At 70.5% G+C, this 19,971-nt stretch carries 18 protein-coding genes; 7 read left to right on the forward strand and 11 right to left on the reverse strand.

Annotation, left to right across the window (positions count from 1 at the left end; genetic code table 11):
• Window positions 1–22: 22 nt before the first annotated feature.
• Both prfB and DWB05_RS06530 read left to right on the forward strand, forming a co-directional pair.
• Window positions 23–1,154, forward strand: a protein-coding gene (prfB, locus tag DWB05_RS06525; protein WP_114376592.1) for a peptide chain release factor 2 whose coding sequence is annotated in 2 segments (ribosomal slippage) — window positions 23–91 and window positions 93–1,154 — 1,131 coding nt in all. Because the reading frame shifts where the segments join, the coding sequence is not laid out codon by codon here.
• A gap of 23 nt (window positions 1,155–1,177) precedes the next feature.
• Entirely contained in the window at window positions 1,178–1,393 is a 216-nt protein-coding gene (locus DWB05_RS06530; protein ID WP_157967106.1) for a hypothetical protein, read from the forward strand.
• 208 nt (window positions 1,394–1,601) lie between these two features.
• Here the strand turns inward: DWB05_RS06530 and DWB05_RS06535 are convergent, their stop codons facing one another.
• The 11 genes from DWB05_RS06535 to DWB05_RS06585 form a co-directional block, all read right to left on the reverse strand.
• On the reverse strand, window positions 1,602–2,693 hold the full coding sequence (locus DWB05_RS06535; protein WP_114376168.1) for a TRAP transporter substrate-binding protein: 1,092 nt from the start codon (window positions 2,691–2,693) through the stop codon (window positions 1,602–1,604).
• A 99-nt stretch (window positions 2,694–2,792) separates the two neighbouring features.
• Entirely contained in the window at window positions 2,793–4,679 is a 1,887-nt protein-coding gene (gene asnB, locus DWB05_RS06540; protein WP_114376170.1) for an asparagine synthase (glutamine-hydrolyzing), read from the reverse strand.
• Window positions 4,680–4,682: 3 nt separating this feature from the next.
• Window positions 4,683–5,426 carry a class I SAM-dependent methyltransferase gene (locus DWB05_RS06545; RefSeq protein WP_114376172.1) on the reverse strand — a complete coding sequence of 248 codons (744 nt, stop codon included), beginning with the start codon at window positions 5,424–5,426 and terminating at the stop codon, window positions 4,683–4,685.
• The gene (locus DWB05_RS06550) at window positions 5,423–6,331 is read right to left on the reverse strand and encodes a glycosyltransferase family 2 protein (RefSeq protein ID WP_114376174.1); all 909 of its coding nucleotides are present in this window, start codon (window positions 6,329–6,331) and stop codon (window positions 5,423–5,425) included. Before DWB05_RS06550 ends, DWB05_RS06545 begins: the two co-directional genes overlap by 4 nt.
• A complete protein-coding gene (locus DWB05_RS06555; protein WP_114376176.1) occupies window positions 6,331–6,753 on the reverse strand; it encodes a DUF4149 domain-containing protein in 423 nt (140 codons plus the stop codon). The genes DWB05_RS06550 and DWB05_RS06555 overlap by 1 nt, the downstream gene beginning before the upstream one ends.
• A 52-nt stretch (window positions 6,754–6,805) precedes the next feature.
• The gene (gene ahcY, locus DWB05_RS06560) at window positions 6,806–8,221 is read right to left on the reverse strand and encodes an adenosylhomocysteinase (protein WP_114376178.1); all 1,416 of its coding nucleotides are present in this window, start codon (window positions 8,219–8,221) and stop codon (window positions 6,806–6,808) included.
• Between the two features lie 80 nt (window positions 8,222–8,301).
• On the reverse strand, window positions 8,302–10,140 hold the full coding sequence (gene ptsP / locus DWB05_RS06565; protein ID WP_114376180.1) for a phosphoenolpyruvate--protein phosphotransferase: 1,839 nt from the start codon (window positions 10,138–10,140) through the stop codon (window positions 8,302–8,304).
• A complete protein-coding gene (locus DWB05_RS15290; RefSeq protein WP_114376182.1) occupies window positions 10,130–10,489 on the reverse strand; it encodes an HPr family phosphocarrier protein in 360 nt (119 codons plus the stop codon). Before DWB05_RS15290 ends, ptsP begins: the two co-directional genes overlap by 11 nt.
• 31 nt (window positions 10,490–10,520) lie before the next feature.
• Window positions 10,521–10,928, reverse strand: coding sequence for a PTS sugar transporter subunit IIA (locus DWB05_RS06575; protein ID WP_114376184.1), 408 nt, complete (start codon window positions 10,926–10,928; stop codon window positions 10,521–10,523).
• Window positions 10,929–10,938: 10 nt separating this feature from the next.
• Complete coding sequence (gene rapZ / locus DWB05_RS06580) at window positions 10,939–11,868, reverse strand: RNase adapter RapZ (protein WP_114376593.1); 930 nt, start codon at window positions 11,866–11,868, stop codon at window positions 10,939–10,941.
• The gene (locus tag DWB05_RS06585; protein ID WP_114376186.1) at window positions 11,865–12,329 is read right to left on the reverse strand and encodes an HPr kinase/phosphorylase; all 465 of its coding nucleotides are present in this window, start codon (window positions 12,327–12,329) and stop codon (window positions 11,865–11,867) included. The genes rapZ and DWB05_RS06585 overlap by 4 nt, the downstream gene beginning before the upstream one ends.
• Before the next feature lie 323 nt (window positions 12,330–12,652).
• Between DWB05_RS06585 and DWB05_RS06590 the strand changes: the two genes are divergently transcribed.
• From DWB05_RS06590 to DWB05_RS06610, 5 genes are all read left to right on the forward strand, one after another.
• Window positions 12,653–15,466, forward strand: a complete 2,814-nt coding sequence (locus DWB05_RS06590) for a 2-oxoglutarate dehydrogenase E1 component (RefSeq protein WP_114376188.1) — start codon at window positions 12,653–12,655, stop codon at window positions 15,464–15,466.
• A 173-nt stretch (window positions 15,467–15,639) separates the two neighbouring features.
• Window positions 15,640–16,923: a 2-oxoglutarate dehydrogenase complex dihydrolipoyllysine-residue succinyltransferase gene (gene odhB / locus DWB05_RS06595; RefSeq protein ID WP_114376190.1), complete on the forward strand. Its 1,284-nt coding sequence runs from the start codon at window positions 15,640–15,642 to the stop codon at window positions 16,921–16,923.
• Window positions 16,924–16,985: 62 nt separating this feature from the next.
• Window positions 16,986–17,588 (forward strand): TRAP transporter small permease subunit, encoded by a 603-nt coding sequence (locus DWB05_RS06600; protein ID WP_114376192.1) that lies wholly within the window; start codon window positions 16,986–16,988, stop codon window positions 17,586–17,588.
• The gene (locus DWB05_RS06605) at window positions 17,585–18,883 is read left to right on the forward strand and encodes a TRAP transporter large permease (protein ID WP_114376194.1); all 1,299 of its coding nucleotides are present in this window, start codon (window positions 17,585–17,587) and stop codon (window positions 18,881–18,883) included. Before DWB05_RS06600 ends, DWB05_RS06605 begins: the two co-directional genes overlap by 4 nt.
• A 29-nt stretch (window positions 18,884–18,912) precedes the next feature.
• On the forward strand, window positions 18,913–19,959 hold the full coding sequence (locus tag DWB05_RS06610; RefSeq protein ID WP_157967107.1) for a TRAP transporter substrate-binding protein: 1,047 nt from the start codon (window positions 18,913–18,915) through the stop codon (window positions 19,957–19,959).
• Window positions 19,960–19,971: the final 12 nt, after the last annotated feature.

The following is a 19,971-nucleotide window of genomic DNA, read 5'->3' on the forward strand; positions in this document are numbered from 1 at the left end:
CGGCGGCGCAAGGGAGTTCGTGATGCGGGCAGAGATCGTCGCGCTGAACGAGCAGATCGCCCAATCGGTCGGTCTGCTGAGGAGGCATCTTTGACTGGGACGCCGCGACCAGGCGTCTCGCCGAGCTGAACGCGCGCGCCGAGGACCCCGACCTCTGGAACGACCCGGAGGCGGCGCAGAAGGTGATGCGCGAACGCAACCGCCTCGCCGCCCAGATCGAGGCCGTGGCGCGCATCGAGCGCGAGGCGGCCGATGCGATGGCGCTCGCTGAACTCGCCGAAGCGGAAGGCGACGAGGCCGCGCTCGACTCTATCACTGCCGACCTGCGCGCGCTCGCCGAGGAGGCGCATCGGCGCGAGATCGAATCCCTGCTCTCCGGCGAGGCCGACGGCAACGATGCCTATGTCGAGATCAACGCCGGCGCGGGCGGCGTCGATGCGCAGGACTGGGCCGAGATGCTGCTGCGCATGTACGTGCGCTGGGCGGAGAGCCACGGCTACAAGGTCGAGCTCGTCGAACGGTCCGACGGCGAACAGGCCGGCATCAAGAGTGCCACCATCAAGGTCATCGGCCCCAACGCCTATGGCTGGCTGAAGACCGAATCGGGCGTGCATCGCCTGGTGCGCATCAGCCCCTTCGATGCGAATGCGCGGCGGCAGACCTCCTTCGCTTCGGTGGGCGTTTCGCCGGTGGTGGACGAGACGATCGCGATCGAGATCCGCGACGAGGATCTCGAGATCGACACCATGCGCGCCTCCGGTGCGGGCGGGCAGCACGTGAACAAGACGGAAAGCGCGATCCGCATTCGCCACGTGCCGACGGGAATCGTGGTCGCCTGCCGGCAGGACCGCAGCCAGCACCGCAACCGCGCGATCGCGATGGAGATGCTGCGCGCGCGCCTCTACGAGCTCGAACTGCAGAAGCGCGAGGAGCAGGCCGCGCAGCATGCCGGGGTGAAGACCGACATCGGCTGGGGTCACCAGATCCGCTCCTACGTCCTGCAGCCCTACCAGATGGTGAAGGACCTGCGCACCGGGGTGGAGAAGGGCAACCCGCAGGCGGTGCTGGATGGGGATCTCGACGACTTCATGGCGGCCGCCCTGGCGCAGCGCGTGAAGGGGGTGCGGTCCGAGGCCTCGGCGCAGGCGGTGTGACGGCCCTCCCCGCCGCGCGCCGCGTGACCCGTTCGGCGCGAGCGGGGCTTCTCTATTTCGCCTTCTGTTTCGCCGCCAGTGCGATCCTCGGACCGATCCGCGTCATCGCCCTCGAACCTTCGCTCGGCAGGACGGCGGCGGTGGCGATCGAGGCGCCGCTCATGCTCGCGGTGATGGTCATGACCGCGCGAGCGTTGCTTCACCGCAACCGGCGTGCCGATCCGCTCGCCATTGCCTGATCGGGCTCGCGCTTCTGCTCGCGGCCGAGACCATCCTCGCCGCACTGCTCGCTCGGTCGTCCCCGTTCGCCCCACCGCGCGACGGCGCCGACTGGATCGGGCTCGGGCTGAAACTCGCTTTCGCCGCCACACCGAGGCTGGTCGCGGCGATGACGAGACGGGTCGGAAAAGGAGGAGCGGGGGAGCCCGCAGGCTCCCCCGCTCGCGATCAGAGATAGGTGTAGGGCAGGGCGCGGGCGCGCGCGAAGGCGTCGTCGGTGAGCTTCGCCTGCTCCATCAGCGCGGTGCGGGCGGCGACGAAGGAGTCGACCACGCGCCGTGTGAGCGGATCGCCGCCGTCGCGCAGCTCACGCAGCACCTCGCCGGCGGCGTTGCCGAGCGCGATCATGATCTCGTCCGGGAAGGTGCGGATCTGCACGCCGAACTCGGTGGTGAGACGCCGCAGCGCGACGATGTTCTGCGCGTCGAGATCGGCCGGAACCTCGTCGTAGTCGGCCTGCGCGGCGACCTCGATGATGCGCTTGAGGTCGGCGGGAAGCGCATCGAACTTGCGCTTGTCCACCGTCAGTTCGGTGGCAAGGCCGGGCTCGATCACGGACGGCCAGTAGTAGAACCGCGCCGCCTGATGCAGGCCCAAGGCGAGATCGGTGGCGGGGCCGACGAACTCGGCGGCATCGAGCGCGCCGGACTGCAGGTTGGGCAGGATCTCGGGCGCGCCGAGATTGACCACCGCCGCCCCGATGCGGCGCCAGCATTCGCCGCCGATGCCGGGGGTGCGGAACTTCAGCCCACGCACATCGGCGAGGCTGTTGAGTTCGCGGCGGAACCACCCGCCCGCCTGCACGCCGGTATCACCGGAGAGGAAGCCCTTCAGGTTGAACTGGGCGTAGATCTCGTCCCACAGCTGCTGGCCGCCCATGAAGCGCACCCAGGCACGCAGCTCCTTCGAGGTCATGCCCATCGGCACGCCGGTGAAGAAGGCAAGCCCGCGGTTGCGGTTCTGCCAGTAATAGGCGGCGGAGTGCATCATCTCCGCGCCTCCTTGCGTCACCGCATCGAACACGCCGAGGGCGGGCACGAGCTGGCCGGCGGCGAAGACCTGCACGGTGAGCCGCCCGCCCGACATCTCGCCGATGCGACGCGCGATCCGCTCCGCCCCCACGCCAAGGCCGGGGAAGCCGCGCGGCCAGGAGGTGACCATGCGCCACTGGATCCGGCCCTGCGAGATCGCGGGGGTGGGGAAGGTGGCGGCCGCGGCGGCGGCACCCGCCCCGGCGGCGATGAGGGAACGACGCTTCATGAGGATCGATCCTCCCGACACGTTTGCGGCCCTGCCTTCGCGCAGGCCTTCCGTGTGATCGAGTTAGCGGAAGCGGCGGCGGGGCGCCAGAGCCGAGGCTCAGTGGATCCGCTCACGTTCCGCCCAGGCGAGCAGCATCAGGACCGTCCACAGCCGGTGCGTGTGCGCGCGGCGGCCGCTCAGGTGCTCGGCCCAGACGCGACGGACGAAGTCGGGCCGTGCGATCAGCCCGGATCGCGCGAGGCGGGCGGGCGCAAGCAGGCTCTCCGCCCACTCGCGCAACGGCCCGCGCAACCACTGGCCCACGGGCGGTTCGAAGCCTTGCTTCGGGCGCTCGAACAGCGCGCGCGGCAGGTCGAGAGAGAGGGCGCGGCGCAAGAGCGCCTTCGGCCCGGTGAAGCCGTCGCCGGCGTCGGTCAGCAAAGCGTCGGGCAGCGACCAGCAGAAGCGCACGAAGTCGATGGCGAGCAGCGGCGCGCGGGGCTCGAGCGAGACGCTCATCGCGGCGCGATCGACCTTCACCATCAGATCATCCGGCAGGTAGGTGCGGAGGTCCTGCAGCATCGCCGTGCGCAGGGCGGAGAGGCGCGGTGCGGGCGACAGCGCGATGTCCGGCGCCTCCGCGGCGGCCAGGCGGTGTTCGGGCGGCCAGCGCTGCACCGTGCCCTGCGCGGCTTCCGCCGCGGTGAGCGGGGCGCGCGCGGAGAGGTGGGACAGAAGTCGCCCCCACGCATAGCCCCCGGCGGGTACGAGCCGGGCGAAGCCGCGGGCGAGGCGACGCAGCGGGCGAGGGATGCGTTCGGCGGCGCGCCAGACGGCGGCCGCGGCATGCAGGCGCGGGTAGCCCGCGAAGAGCTCGTCCCCCGCATCGCCCGAAAGGGCCACCGTGACGTGCTGCCGAGTGAGTCTCGCGAGCAGCAGGGTCGGCAGGGCGGAGGCGTCGGCGAAGGGTTCGTCGTAGATCTCGGGGATGCGGGGTGCGACGGCGATCGCCTCCGCCTCCGCAACGGGCAGCACGTAATGGTCGGTGCCGAGGTGGCGCGCGATCGCCTCGGCGTGCGGCGCCTCGTCGTAGGGCGTGCCGGGGAAGGCGATGGTGAAGGTCTTCGGCGCCCTTCCCGCCGCCGCCATCGCCGCGACCACGATCGAGGAGTCGATACCGCCCGAGAGGAAGGCGCCGAGCGGAACGTCGGATTCGAGGCGGCTCGCCACCGCTGCGCGCAGCCGCGTGCGGACCTCCGCCACGGCGTCGTCGGCCGTACCGCGGAACGGTTCGCGCGCCGCCCGTTCCGCCTCCGCCACGGCATCCCAGAACGCGCATGGGGCGGGCGGGTCGCCGGCGCGATCAAGCGGCACGGAGAGGACCTCGCCGGGACCGAGCTTGCGCACGCGCGACCAGGCCGTGCGCGGGGCGGCGATGTAGCCGAAGCGAAGGAAGCCCGCGAGCGCCTGCACGTCCGGCGTGCGGTCGAGTGCCGCGAGGGCGGCGAAACATTTCGGCTCCGAGGCGAAGGCGAGCGCACCTGGAAGCTGCGCGAGATAGAGCGGCTTCTCGCCGAAGCGGTCACGCGCGAGATGGAGCACGCGGTCGCGCACGTCCCACACGGCAAGCGCGAACATGCCGTCGGCGCGGGCGAGCGTCTCCGCGAGGCCGCGTGCGGCGATCGATTCGACGAGCGCCTCGGTGTCGGACCGGCCGCGCCAGTTCACCGCGAGGCCGCGGCGCAGCTCGTGGTGGTTGTAGATCTCGCCATTGAAGACGATGACGAAACGACCATCGGCGGAGAGCATCGGCTGATGCCCGGCCGGGGTGAGGTCGAGGATGGCGAGGCGGCGGAAGGCGAGAGCGAGGCCGGCTTCGGGGTCGCCCCAGGTGCCGTCGTCATCCGGGCCGCGATGCCGGATGCGCTCGGCCATCGCGACGGCGAGCGCGAGCGGGTCGCCGTGCCGGTGCGAGGGGTCGAGGAGGCCCGCGAAGCCGCACATCGCTCAGCGCCGCGTGCGGCCGGCGAGGCTGCGGCGGAGGGCCGGGCCGAACCCCTTCAGCCAGCGCCCGACGCCCGGTTCGGCGCGGCGCCGCGCAATCGCCCACAGCGCCGGATGGACGAGCGCGCGCGGCGGATCCGCCGGCGGCAACGCGGCAAGCGCAGGCCAGCGCGAAAGCGCCTCGGGGGTGGCGAACAACAGCATGTTCTGCCGATACCACCAGGCCACGCGCTCGTCGTGCCAGAGGGCGATACGGAACGGGTCGAGGCAACGCGCACCCAGCGCGGCGAAACGTTCCGCCCACCACGCGGGCCATTGCTCGTTGACGTGCCCCTCGCCGCCCTGGCCTGGGATCGCAGCGGAAAAGAGCACGAGCGGGGCGGCGGAGAGGAGGTCGGCGACGAAGCCTTCCGCGCGGCCGGGCGGCAGGTGTTCGGCCACCTCGAGCGCCAGCGCGAGGTCGAAGCGGCGGTCGAGACGAAGCGGACCAGAGAGATCGGCGCGACGAAAGCACTCACGCGGGATGCGGAGCTGCTCCTCCGCCACCCAGGGACCGTCGAACCCGAGCACGTCCTCCACCCCGTGCGCGCGGAAAGCGGCAAGCCAACCACCCGTGCCGCACCCGACATCGACCACCGATGAGACGGCGGCGAGCGCGAGCAGCATCGGCACCACGACCGCGGCGGACGGGTCGGCCGTCGTCGCCAACAGGTCGTAGAAGCGACGATCGTAGGGGGATTGGCTCATCGCGGCGGCTCGAAGGCGCGCGCACAGTCGAGCACGAAGGCCGCGGCGTCGCGAGGCGGCAACCAGGCGGCGAGGCGACGGAGCGACCAGGACGAGAGGAGGCTTTCGTCGAGGTGACGCCGACGCCAGAGCCAGGCACGGCCGGCAGCCCGACGAGCGGCAAGACGCTTGAGAGCGACCGGAAGATCCGGCCGATCGGCGAGGAAATGCCCCAAGGCGAGGGTGATGCGCGCGAGTTGCCGACCCTGGTCGGCGGAGAGGTTGCCGGCGATGCCTATGCGCTGGAAGGCGAGGGGTGCGGGGACGTGCACGAAGGGACCGGCGGCGGCGAGACGGAGCGCGAGCCCGTATTCCTGGGAGTGCCGCACGCGCTCGTCGCAGCCGCCGACCGCGCGCGCGGCCTCAGTGCGCACGAGGATCTGCGTCGGATTGAACAGCGAGTTGCGCATGGTTCGGACGAGCGCATCGTCGAGCCGGCGCGGCGTGACGCACGGAGACGGCGGCATCGCAGGCACGGTACCGTCCGGAAAGGTCGCGCGATCGGCATACGCCAGCACCGCCCGAGGCTCCCGCTCCAGCGCCTCGAGCAGAAGCGCGGTCGCCTCCGGGTGAAGAAGATCGTCGGCATCGACGAACTTGACGAAGGGCATCCGCGCGGCGGCGAGGCAGGCGTTGCTGGCGGCAGCAGACCCTGCGTTGTCCTGCCGGATCAGCACGACGTCGTTCCGCATTCGCGACCAGTCCGCCACCAGCTCGGCGCCGCCGTCCGTCGAGCCGTCATCCACCACCACGATCTCGCGCGCGAAGTCGCCGCGCTGGGCGGCGATCGAGTCGAGCGTGTCGCGCACCCACGGTGCCTTGTTGAAAAGCGGGATGGCGAAGGTGACGCCCCGTTCGGGCCGCATCAGAGGGCGAAGGCGACCAGGACCACCGCGACCAGAACCATCTGCGCGAGGTTGAGCGCGACGGAAAGCCCATGCAGGCGGGCGAAGGGCCGATGGGCGGACGCATCGCCCGCGAGCTCGCGGTCGCGCCAGGCATTGATGCGCGGCATCAGCGCCTCGCGCGCGAAGACGAAGCCCAAGGAAACGACGGCGAGGATCAGGCTCGCCTCCCACAGGATGGGCAGGAAGGCGAGCGCCCCCGCCCCGGCGAGACCCGCACCCCAGACGTAGTAGACGGGAAAGAGACGACGCAGGAACGTTCCGGCTGCGGCGGGCTCGAGGGCGCGGAACACCTGCGGCGCGACGACGACGGCGAAGAACACCATGCCGCCGAAGAGGAGCGCGGTGGCGAACAGGGCGGCGATGGCGGAGAGCGCGCTCATCCGATCGTCCCGCGCTCCGGCCGCCGCTCGCCCGCCCCCGACATGCCGTCGGTCAGTAGCGATAGGTGTCGGGCTTGAACGGCCCGTTCACCGGCACCCCGATGTATTCGGCCTGCTTCGGCGTGAGCCTCGTCAACTTGACGCCGAGCTTGGGCAGATGCAGCGCGGCCACCTTCTCGTCCAAGGCCTTCGGCAGCACGTAGACCTTGCGTTCGTACTTGCCCGGGTTGGTCCAGAGCTCGATCTGCGCCAGCACCTGGTTGGAGAAGGAGGAGGACATCACGAAGGAAGGATGGCCGGTGGCGTTGCCGAGATTCACCAGGCGCCCTTCCGAGAGGAGAATGATCCGCTTGCCGTCCGGGAACTCGATCTCGTCCACTTGCGGCTTGATGTTGTGCCACTTGAAGTTGCGCAGGGCCGAGACCTGGATTTCGGAATCGAAATGGCCGATATTGCAGACGATGGCGCGGTCCTTCATCGCCCGCATGTGCTCGAGCGTGATCACGTCGACATTGCCGGTAGCGGTGACGAAGATGTCGGCGCGCGGGGCGGCGTCCTCCATCGTCGTCACCTCGTAGCCCTCCATCGCCGCCTGCAACGCGCAGATCGGATCGATCTCGGAAACGAGCACGCGGCAGCCTGCACTGCGCAAGCTGGCCGCCGAGCCCTTGCCGACATCGCCGAACCCGCAGACCATCGCCACCTTGCCGGCCATCATCACGTCGGTGGCGCGGCGGATGCCGTCGACCAGGCTCTCGCGGCAGCCGTACAGGTTGTCGAACTTCGACTTCGTCACGCTGTCGTTGACGTTGAAGGCCGGAAAGAGGAGGCGGCCCTCCTTCTCCATCCGATACAGGCGATGCACGCCGGTGGTGGTCTCCTCGGACACGCCGCGGATCTCGGCGGCAAGGCGGGCAAACCAGCCGGGCCGGGTGGTGAGCGTGTCCCTGATCAGCGCGTACAGCACCTCCTCTTCCTCGTTCTCGGCACGATCGAGGAAGGCGCGATCGCCCTGTTCGGCGCGCAGGCCGAGGTGGACGAGGAGAGTCATGTCGCCGCCGTCATCGAGCAGCATGTTCGGCACGCCGCCGTCGCCCCAGGTCAGGGTGCGGCGCACATAGTCCCAGTACTCCTCGAGCGTCTCGCCCTTCTTGGCGAACACGGGGGTGCCGGAGGCGGCGATCGCGGCCGCCGCATGGTCCTGCGTGGAGAAGATATTGCAGGAGGACCAGCGCACGTCGGCCCCGAGCGCCTTCAGCGTCTCGATCAGCACCGCCGTCTGGATCGTCATGTGCAGGCAGCCCGCGATGCGCGCGCCCTTGAGCGGCTGCTTCGGCCCGTACTCCTCGCGGATCGCCATCAGCCCGGGCATCTCGGTCTCGGCGATCGCGATCTCCTTGCGTCCCCAGTCGGCAAGCGAGAGGTCGCGGACGGCGAAATCCTGGGCGGGAACGGGGCTTTCCGGCATCTTGGGGATCCTCTCGAAACGATCGCGCGGCGGCCTAGCACATGGGCCCATCCTTGGCCAGCGCCAGCCCGGGGCCGCTATCAGGCCTCCGCCTTCAGCTTCTGCCCGAACTGCGCGACGAGCTCGGCGATCCGCTGCGGGTCCGATTGCTCCATCACGAGGCGCGCGAAGCGCGCACAGGCGTCGATCTCCACCGACCGCACCGCCTGCTTCACGCGCGGCACGGCCGAGGCCGTCATCGACAGCGAGCGCACGCCCAAGCCCAGCAGGAGCGGTGTCAGCTTCGGATCGCCGGCGATCTCGCCGCAGACCGAGACGGGCATGCGCATGCGCAGCGCCGCTTCGATGGCGAACTGCATCAGCCGCAGCACCGCCGGGTGAAGAGGGTCGTAGAGCGAAGCCGCGCCCACCTCGGAGCGGTCGACAGCGAGGGTGTACATCGCGAGATCGTTGGTGCCGATGGCGAAGAAGTCGGCCTCGAGCGCGAGCCCGTCGGCGGCGAGCGCCGCACCGGGGGTTTCGATCATCACGCCCAAGGGCGGCAGAGGCTCGGGCAGATCGAGGCCGCGGCGCTTCAGCCGCCGTGCCACGCGCTCGTAGAGCTCGCGTGCCGCGCGCACCTCCGCCGGCACCGTCACCATCGGCAACAGCACGCGCACCGGGCCCTTGAGCGAGGCGCGCAGGATGGCGGCGAGCTGATCCTCGAACAGATCGGTCTCCTTCAAGAGAAGCCGGATGCCGCGCACGCCCAAGGCGGGGTTCTCCCCGCCCGCCCCGGGCACCCAGCCATGCGCGACGAGGCTTTCGATCTGTTTCTCGCCTCCCCAGTCGAGCACGCGGATGGTCACCGGGTCGCCCTGCATCGCCTCGACGATCTGCGTGTAGGCCTCGGCCTGGGCGTCCTCGTCCGGCACGTCGTCGCGGTTCATGAACAGGAATTCGGTGCGTAAGAGACCGATGCCGACCGCGCCGGACTGGGCGATCAGCGGAAGCTCGACGGGCAGTTCGAGATTGGCCTGCAGCTCGACCGGCTCACCGTCCTTCGTCACCGCCGGCAACCGGCGCAGCTTGGCGAGCCGCTGTTTTTCGCGCGCGTAAGCCCCGAGCGCCTTGCGCGCGGCGGCGAGGGTGTCGGGCGTGGGGCTGAGCGTGACGGTGCCGGCGCTGCCGTCGACGATGGCGAGCTCGCCGGGCGAGGCCTCCTCCATCAGCCCCGCAACCCCGAGCACGGCGGGCAGGGCAAGGGCGCGCAGCATGATCGCGGTGTGACCCTCGAGCCCGCCCTCCTCCGCCGCCACCCCGGCGAGCCGCCCGGGCTCGAGCAAGGCGGCATCGGCCGGCGTCAGCACCTCGGTCGCGAGCACGCTGCCCTCCGGCAAGGCGGCGTAGTTGCGGAACGGCGTGCGCGTGAGGTTGCGCAACAGCCGCCGGCCGATCTCGCGCACCTCGTCGGCCCGACGCTGCCGGCCGGCGCGGTCGTCGTCCCCGGCGAGCAGGGCGTGCGCCAGCGCCTCGGTCTCCTCCTCCACCGCCGCCTCGGCGTTGATCTTCGCCTCGCCGATCCGGCGGCGGATGCCGCGGGTGAGGCGCGAGTTGCCGAGCATCTGGGCATAGGCGTCGAGCAGGGGCTCGAGTTCGCGCACCGCATCCTCGGGCAGCACGGCGAGCCGTGCCTTCAGCTTGGCGAGTTGGCGGCGGGATTGGGCGACGGCGGCGTCGAAGCGCTCGATCTCGTGCGGGACCTGATCGTCGAACAGCGCGCGCCGTTCGACGGTGATGGCGGCGGCTTCGGCGAGCGCGATCGGCCCGATCGCGATCCCTTGCGAGACGGCGAGGCCGGTGAGGATGCGCTCGGGCTTCTCGGGCGCGCTCGCCGCGCGGGCCGGGGAGCTGCGGCCGCGGCCCGCTTCACTCCTCATGGAAGCCGGCTTCGACCAGGCCGGCCAAGGCGTCGAGCGCCTCGCGCGCGTCCCAGCCCTCGGCTTCGAGCAGGATTTCCGCCCCTTGCCCCGCCCCCAGCATCATCAGCCCCATGATCGAGCGGGCGGAGACGGCCGCCCCGTTCTTGCGCACGGTCACGCAGGCCGAGAACTGTTCGGCCAGCTTGACGAACTTGGCCGCGGCGCGGGCATGCAGGCCACGCTTGTTGCGGATGGTCAGGCTGCGCGTCAGCACCGGCCCGCTGCAGGGCGCGTCAGCCAGGGTCGGGAACGGGTCGTTCGGGTCCTGCGGCGCATCCTCGCCGCCCGCGTTCGGCCACTCGTTCATGGACGCCCCTCCTCGGCCGGCGGCAAAGGGCTCATCGCGGTGTCTCCGCCAACAGGGCGGAGGCGCAGGCGATGTATTTGCGGCCCGCATCCTGCGCGCAGCTCACCGCCTGACCGAGCGGATGCGTCGAGCGGACGGAGGCGAGCTTGACCAGCATCGGCAGGTTGACGCCGGCGATCACCTCCACGCCCTTGCGGGCCATCGCCGAGATGGCGAGGTTCGAGGGGGTGCCGCCGAACATGTCGGTGAGCAGCACCACGCCGTCGCCGGTATCCACCGCCTCGATGTCGCGCAGGATCTCCTCGCGACGCTTCTCCATGTCGTCGTCGGGCCCGATGCAGACGGTGGCCACCTTCTCCTGGGGGCCCACCACGTGCTCCATCGCGGCCTTCAACTCCTCGGCCAGCCTGCCGTGGGTGACGAGAACGAGACCGATCATGCCTGCGTGATCACCGCGCCTCGGCAACGGGACCGGATGAGGGCGCGACGGCAGCGAGGCGCGCCTCCTCGGCCGAACGCCACAATTCGCGATGCACCACGGTGGCGCGCCAGCCGCCTTCCTTCAGGTGCGCCGCCATGCGTTCGGCCACCGCCACGGAGCGGTGCCGCCCGCCGGTGCAGCCGAAGCCTATGGTGAGATACTTCTTGCCCTCCCGCACGTAGCGGGGCAGCAGGGCGTCGAGAAGCCCGGTCATCCGAGCCCAGAATGCGCCGAAATCGGCGTCCGCCGCAACGTAGGCGTCCACCGCCGCATCGAGCCCCGTGAGCGGGCGAAGCTCGCGCACGTAGTGCGGGTTGCGCAGGAAGCGCACGTCGAAGACGAGATCCGCCTCGCGCGGCAGCCCGCGCGCGTAGGAGAAGCTCACCACCCCGATGGTCATCGCGGTGTGGTTGCTGAACCCGTACTGCGCCTCGATCATCGCGCGCAGGTCGGCCGGTGCGAGGGTCGAGGTGTCGATCACCACATCCGCGATCGCGCCCAACGGCGCGAGCAGGATGCGTTCGCGGGCGATCCCGTCCGCCACCCGGCCCTGCGGCGCGAGCGGGTGGCGGCGGCGCGTCTCGGTGTAGCGGCGCAGCAGCACCTCGTCCTCGGCGAGGAGATAGACGAGCGAGACGTCGAGATCGGGCCGCGCCCTCAGCCCCTCGATCAGCGACTCGGCGGCGTCGGCATCGAAGGACGGTTGGCGGGCATCGAGCCCGATGGCGAGCGGCCCGCCGCCGGGATCTGGGGCGAGGAGCTGGTCCATCAGCCGCAACGGGGGGTTGTCGATCGCCTCGAAGCCCAAGTCCTCGAGCGCGCGCAGCACCGACGCCTTGCCGGCCCCGGAGAGGCCGGTCACCAGCACGACGCGGCGTCGTCTCGGCTCCTCGCTCATGCGCACGATTGAGGCGCGTCCCCGAGCGCGCCGCAGCGGCTTGCCGCCCGCCCGGCGACGACGTCGAGCGCGAGCCGAACCCGTGCCACCGCCGAGGGCGCGGCGGGATCAACGCGGATCGCCGGCAGGGCAACGCCGAAAATCTCCTCCCGCGCCGGCTCGGGCAGACGCTCGGTCTCTCCGCCGGGAGCGAGGTCGGCGACCAGGCCGAGCGGGGCCGAGACCGACGAGCCGAGGTCGAAGACGCCCATCCCGCGCACCTCGATCAAGCCTGCGAGAGCGGGCGGGGCGGAAGCGGTGATGCCGCCCTCCGTCACCGCGAGGTCGACGCGGTCGTCGGCAACCAGGGTGAAGCCGGCATCGACCAAGCGAAGGGCGAGGTCGGACTTGCCGCTTCCGGGGGCGCCGCGCAGCAGGACGGCGAGGCCGTGCCAGGCGCAGCAACTGCCATGGACTTGCATGCTGCTCCGTTCGGCCCTGGGCGGGACCACCCCCGTCCCGCGCCGGACCGGCCGGGATGTTGACCAGATTGTGGCGGCGTTCAAGGGGATGGGCGAACACGGGGGCGCGCGGTCGCCTGCCGGCAACCCATCCATGTCCGGCCGGCATGGCGCCGCTGCGCGCGTCACGCTGCCGCGCGCCGGCGGCAAGGGCTATCGGAAACGGGCGGCGAAGGGACGCCGCGCCGCGCATGCGCTAGGGTGAACGGGGAGCGAAACCCGATCGCGGCACACAGGGACGCTCACGGGACAACGGGACGGCCCGCCGGGGGCCGGACGGAACCATGGCACAGCTCAATCTCGACGCCTTCCTCGAGGGCATTCCGCCCGGCGATTCCATCTACGTCGCCGGCAAGTACGACCGGTGGAGCGCCGACCCCACCAGCGTGGAGCCCGGCTGGGCGGCGCTGTTCGGCGCCCTGGTCAACGGCGGCATCGAAACCGCCCAGGCTCCGGCCACACCTGCGCGCGGCCGTGCCGCCGTCGGCGGGGTGGCGGACGCACGTGCGGCGACGCTCGATTCCGTGCGCGCGCTGATGCTGATTCGCGCCTACCGCGTGCGCGGTCATCTCGAGGCGAAGCTCGATCCCCTGGGGCTGAAGATCCCGGCCGCCCATCCGGAGCTCGATCCCGCCTCCTACGGCTTCGGCCCCGGCGACTACGACCGGCCGATCTTCATCGACAACGTGCTCGGCTTCGAGACCGCAACCTTGCGCCAGATCCTCGGCGTGCTGCGCGAGACCTATTGCGGGCCGATCGGCGTCGAGTTCATGCACATCCAGGACCCCGACCAGAAGGCCTGGATCCAGCGCCGCATCGAAGGCGCACCGTGGCGCACCGCCTTCACCCCCGAGGCGAAGCGCCGAATCCTCGAGCGGCTCACCGAGGCCGAGGGCTTCGAGGTCTTTTGTCAGAAGAAGTTCGTCGGCACCAAGCGCTTCGGCCTCGAGGGGGGCGAGAGCGTGATCCCCGCACTCAGGGCCGCGATCGAGGTCGCCGCGCAATCCGGTGTGGACGAGATCGTCATCGGCATGCCGCATCGGGGGCGCCTGAACACGCTGGTCAACGTGCTGAAGAAGCCCTTCGTCGCCGTGTTCAGCGAGTTCCAGGGCGCGGCTCCGCACCCGGACGACGTGCAGGGCTCGGGCGACGTCAAGTACCACCTCGGCACCTCGGTCGATCTCGAGATCGCGGGACGCATGGTGCATCTCTCGCTGCAGCCCAATCCGTCGCATCTCGAGGCGGTCGACCCCGTCGTGGTCGGCAAGGTGCGGGCGAAGCAGGACATGGCCGGGGATCGGCGCATGCGCCGCTCCGTCATGGGCATCCTGCTGCACGGTGATGCCGCCTTCGCCGGCCAGGGCTTGGTCGCCGAGACGCTGGCGATGAGCCAGCTCATCGGCTACCGCACGGGGGGCACGCTGCACATCGTGGTGAACAACCAGATCGGCTTCACCACCGTGCCCGCCCACGCCTACTCGGGGCTCTACTGCACCGACATCGCGAAATCGATCCAGGTGCCGATCCTGCACGTCAACGGCGACGACCCCGAGGCGGTGGTGTTCTGCGCCCAGCTGCTCGCCGAGTTCCGCCAGCAGTTCGGCTGCGACGCGGTGCTCGATGTCGTCTGCTACCGGCGCCACGGCCACAACGAATCGGACGAGCCCGCCTTCACCCAACCGCTGATGTACAAGGCGATCCGGACGAAGAAGACGACGCGCACCCTCTACGCCGAACGTCTCGTCGCCGAGGGCGCGATTTCGGCGGAAGGCGCGGCCGCGCTGCAGACGCGCTTCGCCGAGGCGCTCGAGCGCGAGTTCGAGGCGTCGAAGTCGTACAAGCCGAACAAGGCCGATTGGCTCGAGGGCAAGTGGGCCGGGCTCGCGCCGGCCGGCGAGGAGGACGAGCCGAAGGAGTGCCCGACCGCGGTGTCGCTCGAGACACTGCGCGAGGTCGGCCTCGCCCTCTGCCGCGTGCCGGCAGACTTCGACCTGCATCCGAAGATCGCGCGCCAGCTCGAGGAGAAGCGTCGCGCCATCGAAACGGGCGAGGGCATCGACTGGGCAACCGGCGAGGCGCTCGCCTTCGGCACGCTGCTCGTCGAAGGCAACCGCGTGCGCCTCTCGGGCGAGGACGTGCAGCGCGGCACCTTCAGTCAGCGCCACTGCTACCTGATCGACCAGACGACGCAGGCCGAGTACGTGCCGCTCAATCACATCCGGCCCGGCCAGGCGCAGTTCGAGGCCTACAACTCGCTCCTCTCCGAAGCGGGCGTGCTCGGCTTCGAATACGGCTACTCGCTCGCCGACCCGCACTGCCTCGTGCTGTGGGAGGCGCAGTTCGGCGACTTCGCCAACGGCGCGCAGGTGATCATCGACCAGTTCATCGCCTCGGGCGAGTCGAAGTGGCTGCGCATGTCGGGCCTCGTGCTACTGCTGCCGCACGGCTACGAGGGCCAGGGGCCGGAGCACTCCTCGGCGCGGCCCGAGCGCTACCTGCAGCTCTGCGCGGAGCGCAACATGCAGGTGTGCAACATCACCACGCCGGCGAACTATTTCCACGCACTGAGGCGGCAACTCCGGCGCAACTACCGCAAGCCGCTGGTGGTGTTCACCCCGAAGTCGCTCTTGCGGCACAAGCTCTGCGTCTCGCGCCTCGAGGAGTTCGGCCCTGGCTCGTCGTTCCGGCTCGTCATTCCCGAGATCGACCCGATCGCGCCGCCCGAGGCGGTGAAGCGCGTCGTGCTCTGCACCGGCAAGGTCTACTACGACCTGCTCGCCGCGCGGCGCGAGGCCGGCATCACCGACGTCGCACTGATCCGGCTCGAGCAGCTCTACCCGTTCCCGCGCATCACCCTGCCCAAGGTGCTCGCCCCTTACGTGAACGCAGAGATCGTGTGGTGCCAGGAGGAGCCGCGCAACATGGGGGCCTGGACCTGGATCGACCGCCGCATCGAGGAGGCGGCGATGGCCGCGCAGCGCTCCCGCGCCCGTCCGCGCTACGTCGGCCGGCCCGAGGCGGCGAGCCCGGCGACGGGCTTCTACAAGGTGCACCAGGCGGAGCAGGAGGCGTTGATCGAGGAAGCGCTCGCGGTGTGAGGGGCGCGGCGTCGCCGCTTGGGCGCGCCATCCTTCGCTCGATCATGGGCGCGATGACGGGCGAACAGCTTCTCAGGGCCTCGCTGCGTTATCCGCCTCGGCGGACGCCCCGGTTGCCTTTTCCGTCACCGCGGGCTTCAAAAACGGCCGCGAGCCAAAGCGGGGAGTGAACCATGCCGCTCGACATCGTCGTCCCCTCCTTGGGCGAAAGTGTCGCCACCGCCACCATCGCGCGCTGGATGAAGAAGCCGGGCGACGCCGTCGCGGCGGATGAACCCCTGGTCGAGCTCGAGACCGACAAGGTCACGGTCGAGGTGCCGGCCCCGGCCGCCGGCCGGCTGGAAGCGATCCTCGCCAAGGAGGGCGATGAGGTCGCACCCGGAACGGTCGTCGGCACCCTCGCCGCGGGGGAGGCGACGACCGCAGCCCAACCCGCCTCATCCCCCCCGCCGGCGCCGACCGCACCGCAGCCGGCAACACCCGCAAGCGGATCCGACCGCCCGCCTCTTCCCGCCGCCGCCCGGCTGATGGCGGAGCACGCGCTCACGCCCGCCGACGTGCCGGGCAGCGGCAAGCACGGCCAGATCACCAAGGGCGACGTGCTGAAGGTGATCGAGGGCGGTGCGGCGAAGGCGCAACCGGCACCGGCTGCCCCCATCGCGCCCACTGCCGCCCCTGCTGCCCCGTCCGCAACGCCGAAGCCCGAACCGGCCGCCGCCCCGAAGACCGCTCCGCCAGCAAAACCCATCGGCGGCGAACGGCGCACCGAGCGCGTGCGCATGACGCGGCTGCGCGCCACCATCGCGCGGCGGCTGAAGGAGGCGCAGAACACCGCCGCCATCCTCACCACCTTCAACGAGATCGACATGTCGGCGGTGATCGCCTTGCGCGCCAGGTATCGCGAGGCCTTCGAGAAGAAGCACGGCGTGCGCCTCGGCTTCATGGGCTTCTTCGTCAAGGCCTGTGTCGCCGCCCTGCGCGAGTTCCCCGCCGTCAACGCGATGATCGACGGCGAGGACATCGTCTATCATCACTACATGGACATCGGCATCGCGGTCTCCGGCCCCGCCGGCCTCGTCGTTCCGGTGCTGCGCAATGCCGAGACGCTGTCGATCGCCGAGATCGAACGCGCCATCGCCGAGTTCGGCCGCAAGGCGCGCGACGGCACGCTGACCCTGGAGGAGATGGCAGGCGGAACGTTCTCCATCACCAACGGCGGCGTCTTCGGCAGCCTGATGTCCACCCCCATCCTCAACCCGCCGCAATCGGCGATCCTCGGCATGCACAAGATCGAGGACCGCCCCGTCGCGATCGGCGGCAAGGTCGAGATCAGGCCGATGATGTACGTCGCCCTCTCCTACGACCACCGCATCATCGACGGACGCGAGGCGGTGAGCACGCTGGTGCGGATCAAGGAAGCGGTCGAAGACCCGGAGCGGCTGCTGCTCGAGGTCTGAGCCCCCTTGCCGCCGGTACCGCGCAAGCCTGAAATGCGCCCCGACATCCGGGCGGGGGGCGCGTGAGCGGGAGAGGCTTGGAAGAGGCGGTGCGCCGCGTGACGCGCGTGCTCGCCTGGGCATCGGGTGCGATCATCCTGGCGGGCTGCGGCCTGCTGATCACCGTCGACGTCGTCACGCGTGCCATCTTTCGCCGCGGCATGGTCGAGAGTTTCGAACTCTCCGGCTACGCGCTGGCGGTGGCGATCGGCCTCGGCGCCGCCTGGACGGTGACGTCCAAGGGCAACATCCGGGTCGACATCCTGCTCGAACGCCTGCCGACCGCGCTGCGGCGAGGGCTCGATCTCGTCGCCGCCCTGGCCTTCGCCATCGTCGCCGCTGCGCTGGCCTGGTTCGCCTTCGGCACCCTCGCCTACTCCTGGTCGATCGACGCGCGCTCCGTCGCCACCCTGCGCACCCCGCTGTGGCTGCCGCAGGCGCTGTGGTGGGCAGGGCTCGCCTGGCTCGCCATCGTCGCCCTCCTCACCCCCATCCTCGCGCTGCGCGCCCTCGTCGCGCGCGACGCGGCGTCCTTCGATCGCCTGATCGGCCCCACCCGCGTCGAGGAGGAGATCGCGGAAGCGGGCACACCGCTCCCCAAACCCGCGAACGATCGCGCGCCATGATCGGCACCACGGCGTTGCTGCTCGTCGCGCTGATCGGCACCGGCATTCCGGTCGCCGCCGCGCTCGGCCTGCTCGGCTACATCCTCTCCGAACGCTACGCCTTCCTCCCACTCACCGGCGCCCTCGGCGAGCTCGCCTGGAACGCCTCGCACGACTTCCTGCTCGTTGCGCTCCCGATGTTCATCATGATGGGCGAGCTGATGCACCGCTCGGGCATTTCCGAGCGCCTGTTCGATGCGCTCGCCCCCTGGTTCGCACGAATCCCCGGCCGGCTGATGCACACCAACATCGCGGCCTCCGCCATCTTCGCCGCCACCTCCGGCTCCTCGGTCGCCACCGCCGCCACCATCGGCACGGTGGCGATCCCGAACATGGCGCGCGGCGGCTACTCTCCCCCGCTCTTCCTCGGCTCGATCGCGGCCGGCGGCACGCTGGGCATCCTCATCCCGCCCTCCATCAACATGATCCTTTATGCGGTTCTGTCCGACACCTCGGTGATCAGCCTCTACGCCGCGGGCCTGATCCCCGGCATCCTGCTCGCGCTCCTCTTCTCGCTCACCGTGCTCGTGCTCTGTCTCCTCCGTCCCGGGCTCGACGGGCCGCCAGCGGATCCGCAAGGGCTCTGGCGCGCGCGCCTCTCGGGGCTGATCCACCTCGTGCCGCCGCTGGTGCTGTTCCTGCTCGTCGTCGGCTCGATCTATGCCGGCATCGCCACCCCGACGGAGGCGGCCGCGCTCGGGCTCACCGCCACCTTGGGCCTCGTCGCGCTGAACCACCGCCTCACCTGGCCCGTGCTCGCCGCCGCCTTCGAGGGTACGGCGCGCAGCACGGGCATGATCATGCTGATCGTGATCGCCGCCTTCTTCCTCAACATGGTGATGGTCTCGATCGGGCTGATCCGCGCCGTGACCGACCTCGTGCTGGGCCTCGGCTGGCCGCCGACCGCGATGATCCTCGCCATCGTCGTCTTCTACCTCCTCCTGGGGTGCGTGATGGAGACGCTGTCGATGATGATCGCGACCACGCCGATCGTGGTGCCGGTGGTGAAGGCCTTGGGGTTTTCGCCGATCTGGTGGGGTGTGGTGTTCGTGGTGCTGATCGAGGCTGCGCTGATCACGCCGCCCGTGGGCCTCAATCTCTACGTCGTGCAGGCGGTGCGGCGGTCGGGCCGCTTCGCCGAGGTCGCACTGGGGGCGCTTCCCTTCGTCGCCGCCATGCTCGCCCTCGTCCTCTTGCTGATCGCCGTTCCGGGGCTTGCGCTGTGGCTTCCCTCCCTCCTCGCCCCGAGGCCATGATCCCCTCCGCAACGAAAGGGAGACGACGGATGAAACACTTCGCCGCCGGACTGCTCGCCGCCGCCCTCGCGGCACCGGCACTCGCCCAACAGGCCCCGCCCCTGCCGCGCACCGAGTTCAACGTGGTCGGCACCATCGGCACGCTCTCGATGTACCAGAACATCGAGGTGCCGTTCTGGACGCGGACCATTCCCGAGGTCTCGGGCGGCGCGATCCGGGTCCAGCTCCGCCCCTTCACCGAACTCGGCTTCCGCGGGCCGGAAATCTTCCGCCTGGTCAGCCAGGGCACGCTGCCCTTCGCCTCGACGGTGCTGAACTACAACTCGGGCGAGGTGCCGATCAACGAGGCGGCCGATCTCGTCGGCCTGTTCGGTTCGGTCGAGGAACTGAAGCGCGGGCTCGATGCGATCCGCGGCCCCTACGCGCAATTCCTGGAACAGCGCCACGGCATCAAGCTCCTGGGGTTCGGCACCTATCAGGCGCAGCTCATCTACTGCCGCGACGCCTTCACTCAGATCAGCGACCTGAGGGGCCGCAAAATCCGCGCCTCAGGCGCCTCGCAACAGGCCTTCGTGCAGTTCATCGGCGCCTCTCCCGTCAACATCGCCTTCGCCGAGGTGCAGCCGGCGCTGGCTTCCGGCGTGGTCGATTGCGGCATCACCGGCGCTCTCTCGGGCTACCGCGCGCGCTGGCACGAGGCGGCACGCTTCCTCTCGCCTCTGCCGGTCAACTTCGCCGTCGTCGGCCATCTCGCCAATCTGCGTTTCTGGAACGGGCTCGATGCGCGCGTGCGCGAGTTGCTGGAGCGCGAGCTGCGCAAGATGGAGGAGGCGATCTTCGAACAAGCCAAAAGCGAGACCGAGATCGGCATTGCCTGCAACACCGGCACCGGGCCTTGCCCGGAGGGCCAGCCTGCCTCCATGCGGCTCGTTCCCCTCACGCCGGCCGACGAGGCCCTGCGCAAGCGCGCCTTCGCGGAGGCGGTGTTGCCCGAATTCGCCCGCCGCTGCGGCGGTGAGTGCATCCGCATGTGGAACGACACCATCGGCAGGCTGGTCGGCGTGACCGCGCGCTGACCTGCGGGCGGG

The organism is Elioraea thermophila (ex Habib et al. 2022) (assembly GCF_003336755.1).
Lineage (GTDB): Bacteria > Pseudomonadota > Alphaproteobacteria > Acetobacterales > Acetobacteraceae > Elioraea > Elioraea thermophila.

What these genes read in the sequence shown, in the direction of transcription:
- DWB05_RS06555 (WP_114376176.1), bottom strand. Translation starts at nt 6,753, where the DNA reads ATGAGCGCGCTCTCCGCCATCGCCGCCCTGTTCGCCACCGCGCTCCTC.
- DWB05_RS06610 (WP_157967107.1), top strand. Translation starts at nt 18,913, where the DNA reads ATGAAACACTTCGCCGCCGGACTGCTCGCCGCCGCCCTCGCGGCACCG.
- odhB (WP_114376190.1), top strand. Translation starts at nt 15,640, where the DNA reads ATGCCGCTCGACATCGTCGTCCCCTCCTTGGGCGAAAGTGTCGCCACC.
- DWB05_RS06535 (WP_114376168.1), bottom strand. Translation starts at nt 2,693, where the DNA reads ATGAAGCGTCGTTCCCTCATCGCCGCCGGGGCGGGTGCCGCCGCCGCG.
- DWB05_RS15290 (WP_114376182.1), bottom strand. Translation starts at nt 10,489, where the DNA reads ATGAACGAGTGGCCGAACGCGGGCGGCGAGGATGCGCCGCAGGACCCG.
- asnB (WP_114376170.1), bottom strand. Translation starts at nt 4,679, where the DNA reads ATGTGCGGCTTCGCGGGCCTCCTCGACCCCTCGCACCGGCACGGCGAC.
- DWB05_RS06550 (WP_114376174.1), bottom strand. Translation starts at nt 6,331, where the DNA reads ATGCGGCCCGAACGGGGCGTCACCTTCGCCATCCCGCTTTTCAACAAG.
- DWB05_RS06590 (WP_114376188.1), top strand. Translation starts at nt 12,653, where the DNA reads ATGGCACAGCTCAATCTCGACGCCTTCCTCGAGGGCATTCCGCCCGGC.
- ptsP (WP_114376180.1), bottom strand. Translation starts at nt 10,140, where the DNA reads ATGAGGAGTGAAGCGGGCCGCGGCCGCAGCTCCCCGGCCCGCGCGGCG.
- DWB05_RS06585 (WP_114376186.1), bottom strand. Translation starts at nt 12,329, where the DNA reads ATGCAAGTCCATGGCAGTTGCTGCGCCTGGCACGGCCTCGCCGTCCTG.
- DWB05_RS06545 (WP_114376172.1), bottom strand. Translation starts at nt 5,426, where the DNA reads ATGAGCCAATCCCCCTACGATCGTCGCTTCTACGACCTGTTGGCGACG.
- DWB05_RS06605 (WP_114376194.1), top strand. Translation starts at nt 17,585, where the DNA reads ATGATCGGCACCACGGCGTTGCTGCTCGTCGCGCTGATCGGCACCGGC.
- rapZ (WP_114376593.1), bottom strand. Translation starts at nt 11,868, where the DNA reads ATGAGCGAGGAGCCGAGACGACGCCGCGTCGTGCTGGTGACCGGCCTC.
- DWB05_RS06575 (WP_114376184.1), bottom strand. Translation starts at nt 10,928, where the DNA reads ATGATCGGTCTCGTTCTCGTCACCCACGGCAGGCTGGCCGAGGAGTTG.
- ahcY (WP_114376178.1), bottom strand. Translation starts at nt 8,221, where the DNA reads ATGCCGGAAAGCCCCGTTCCCGCCCAGGATTTCGCCGTCCGCGACCTC.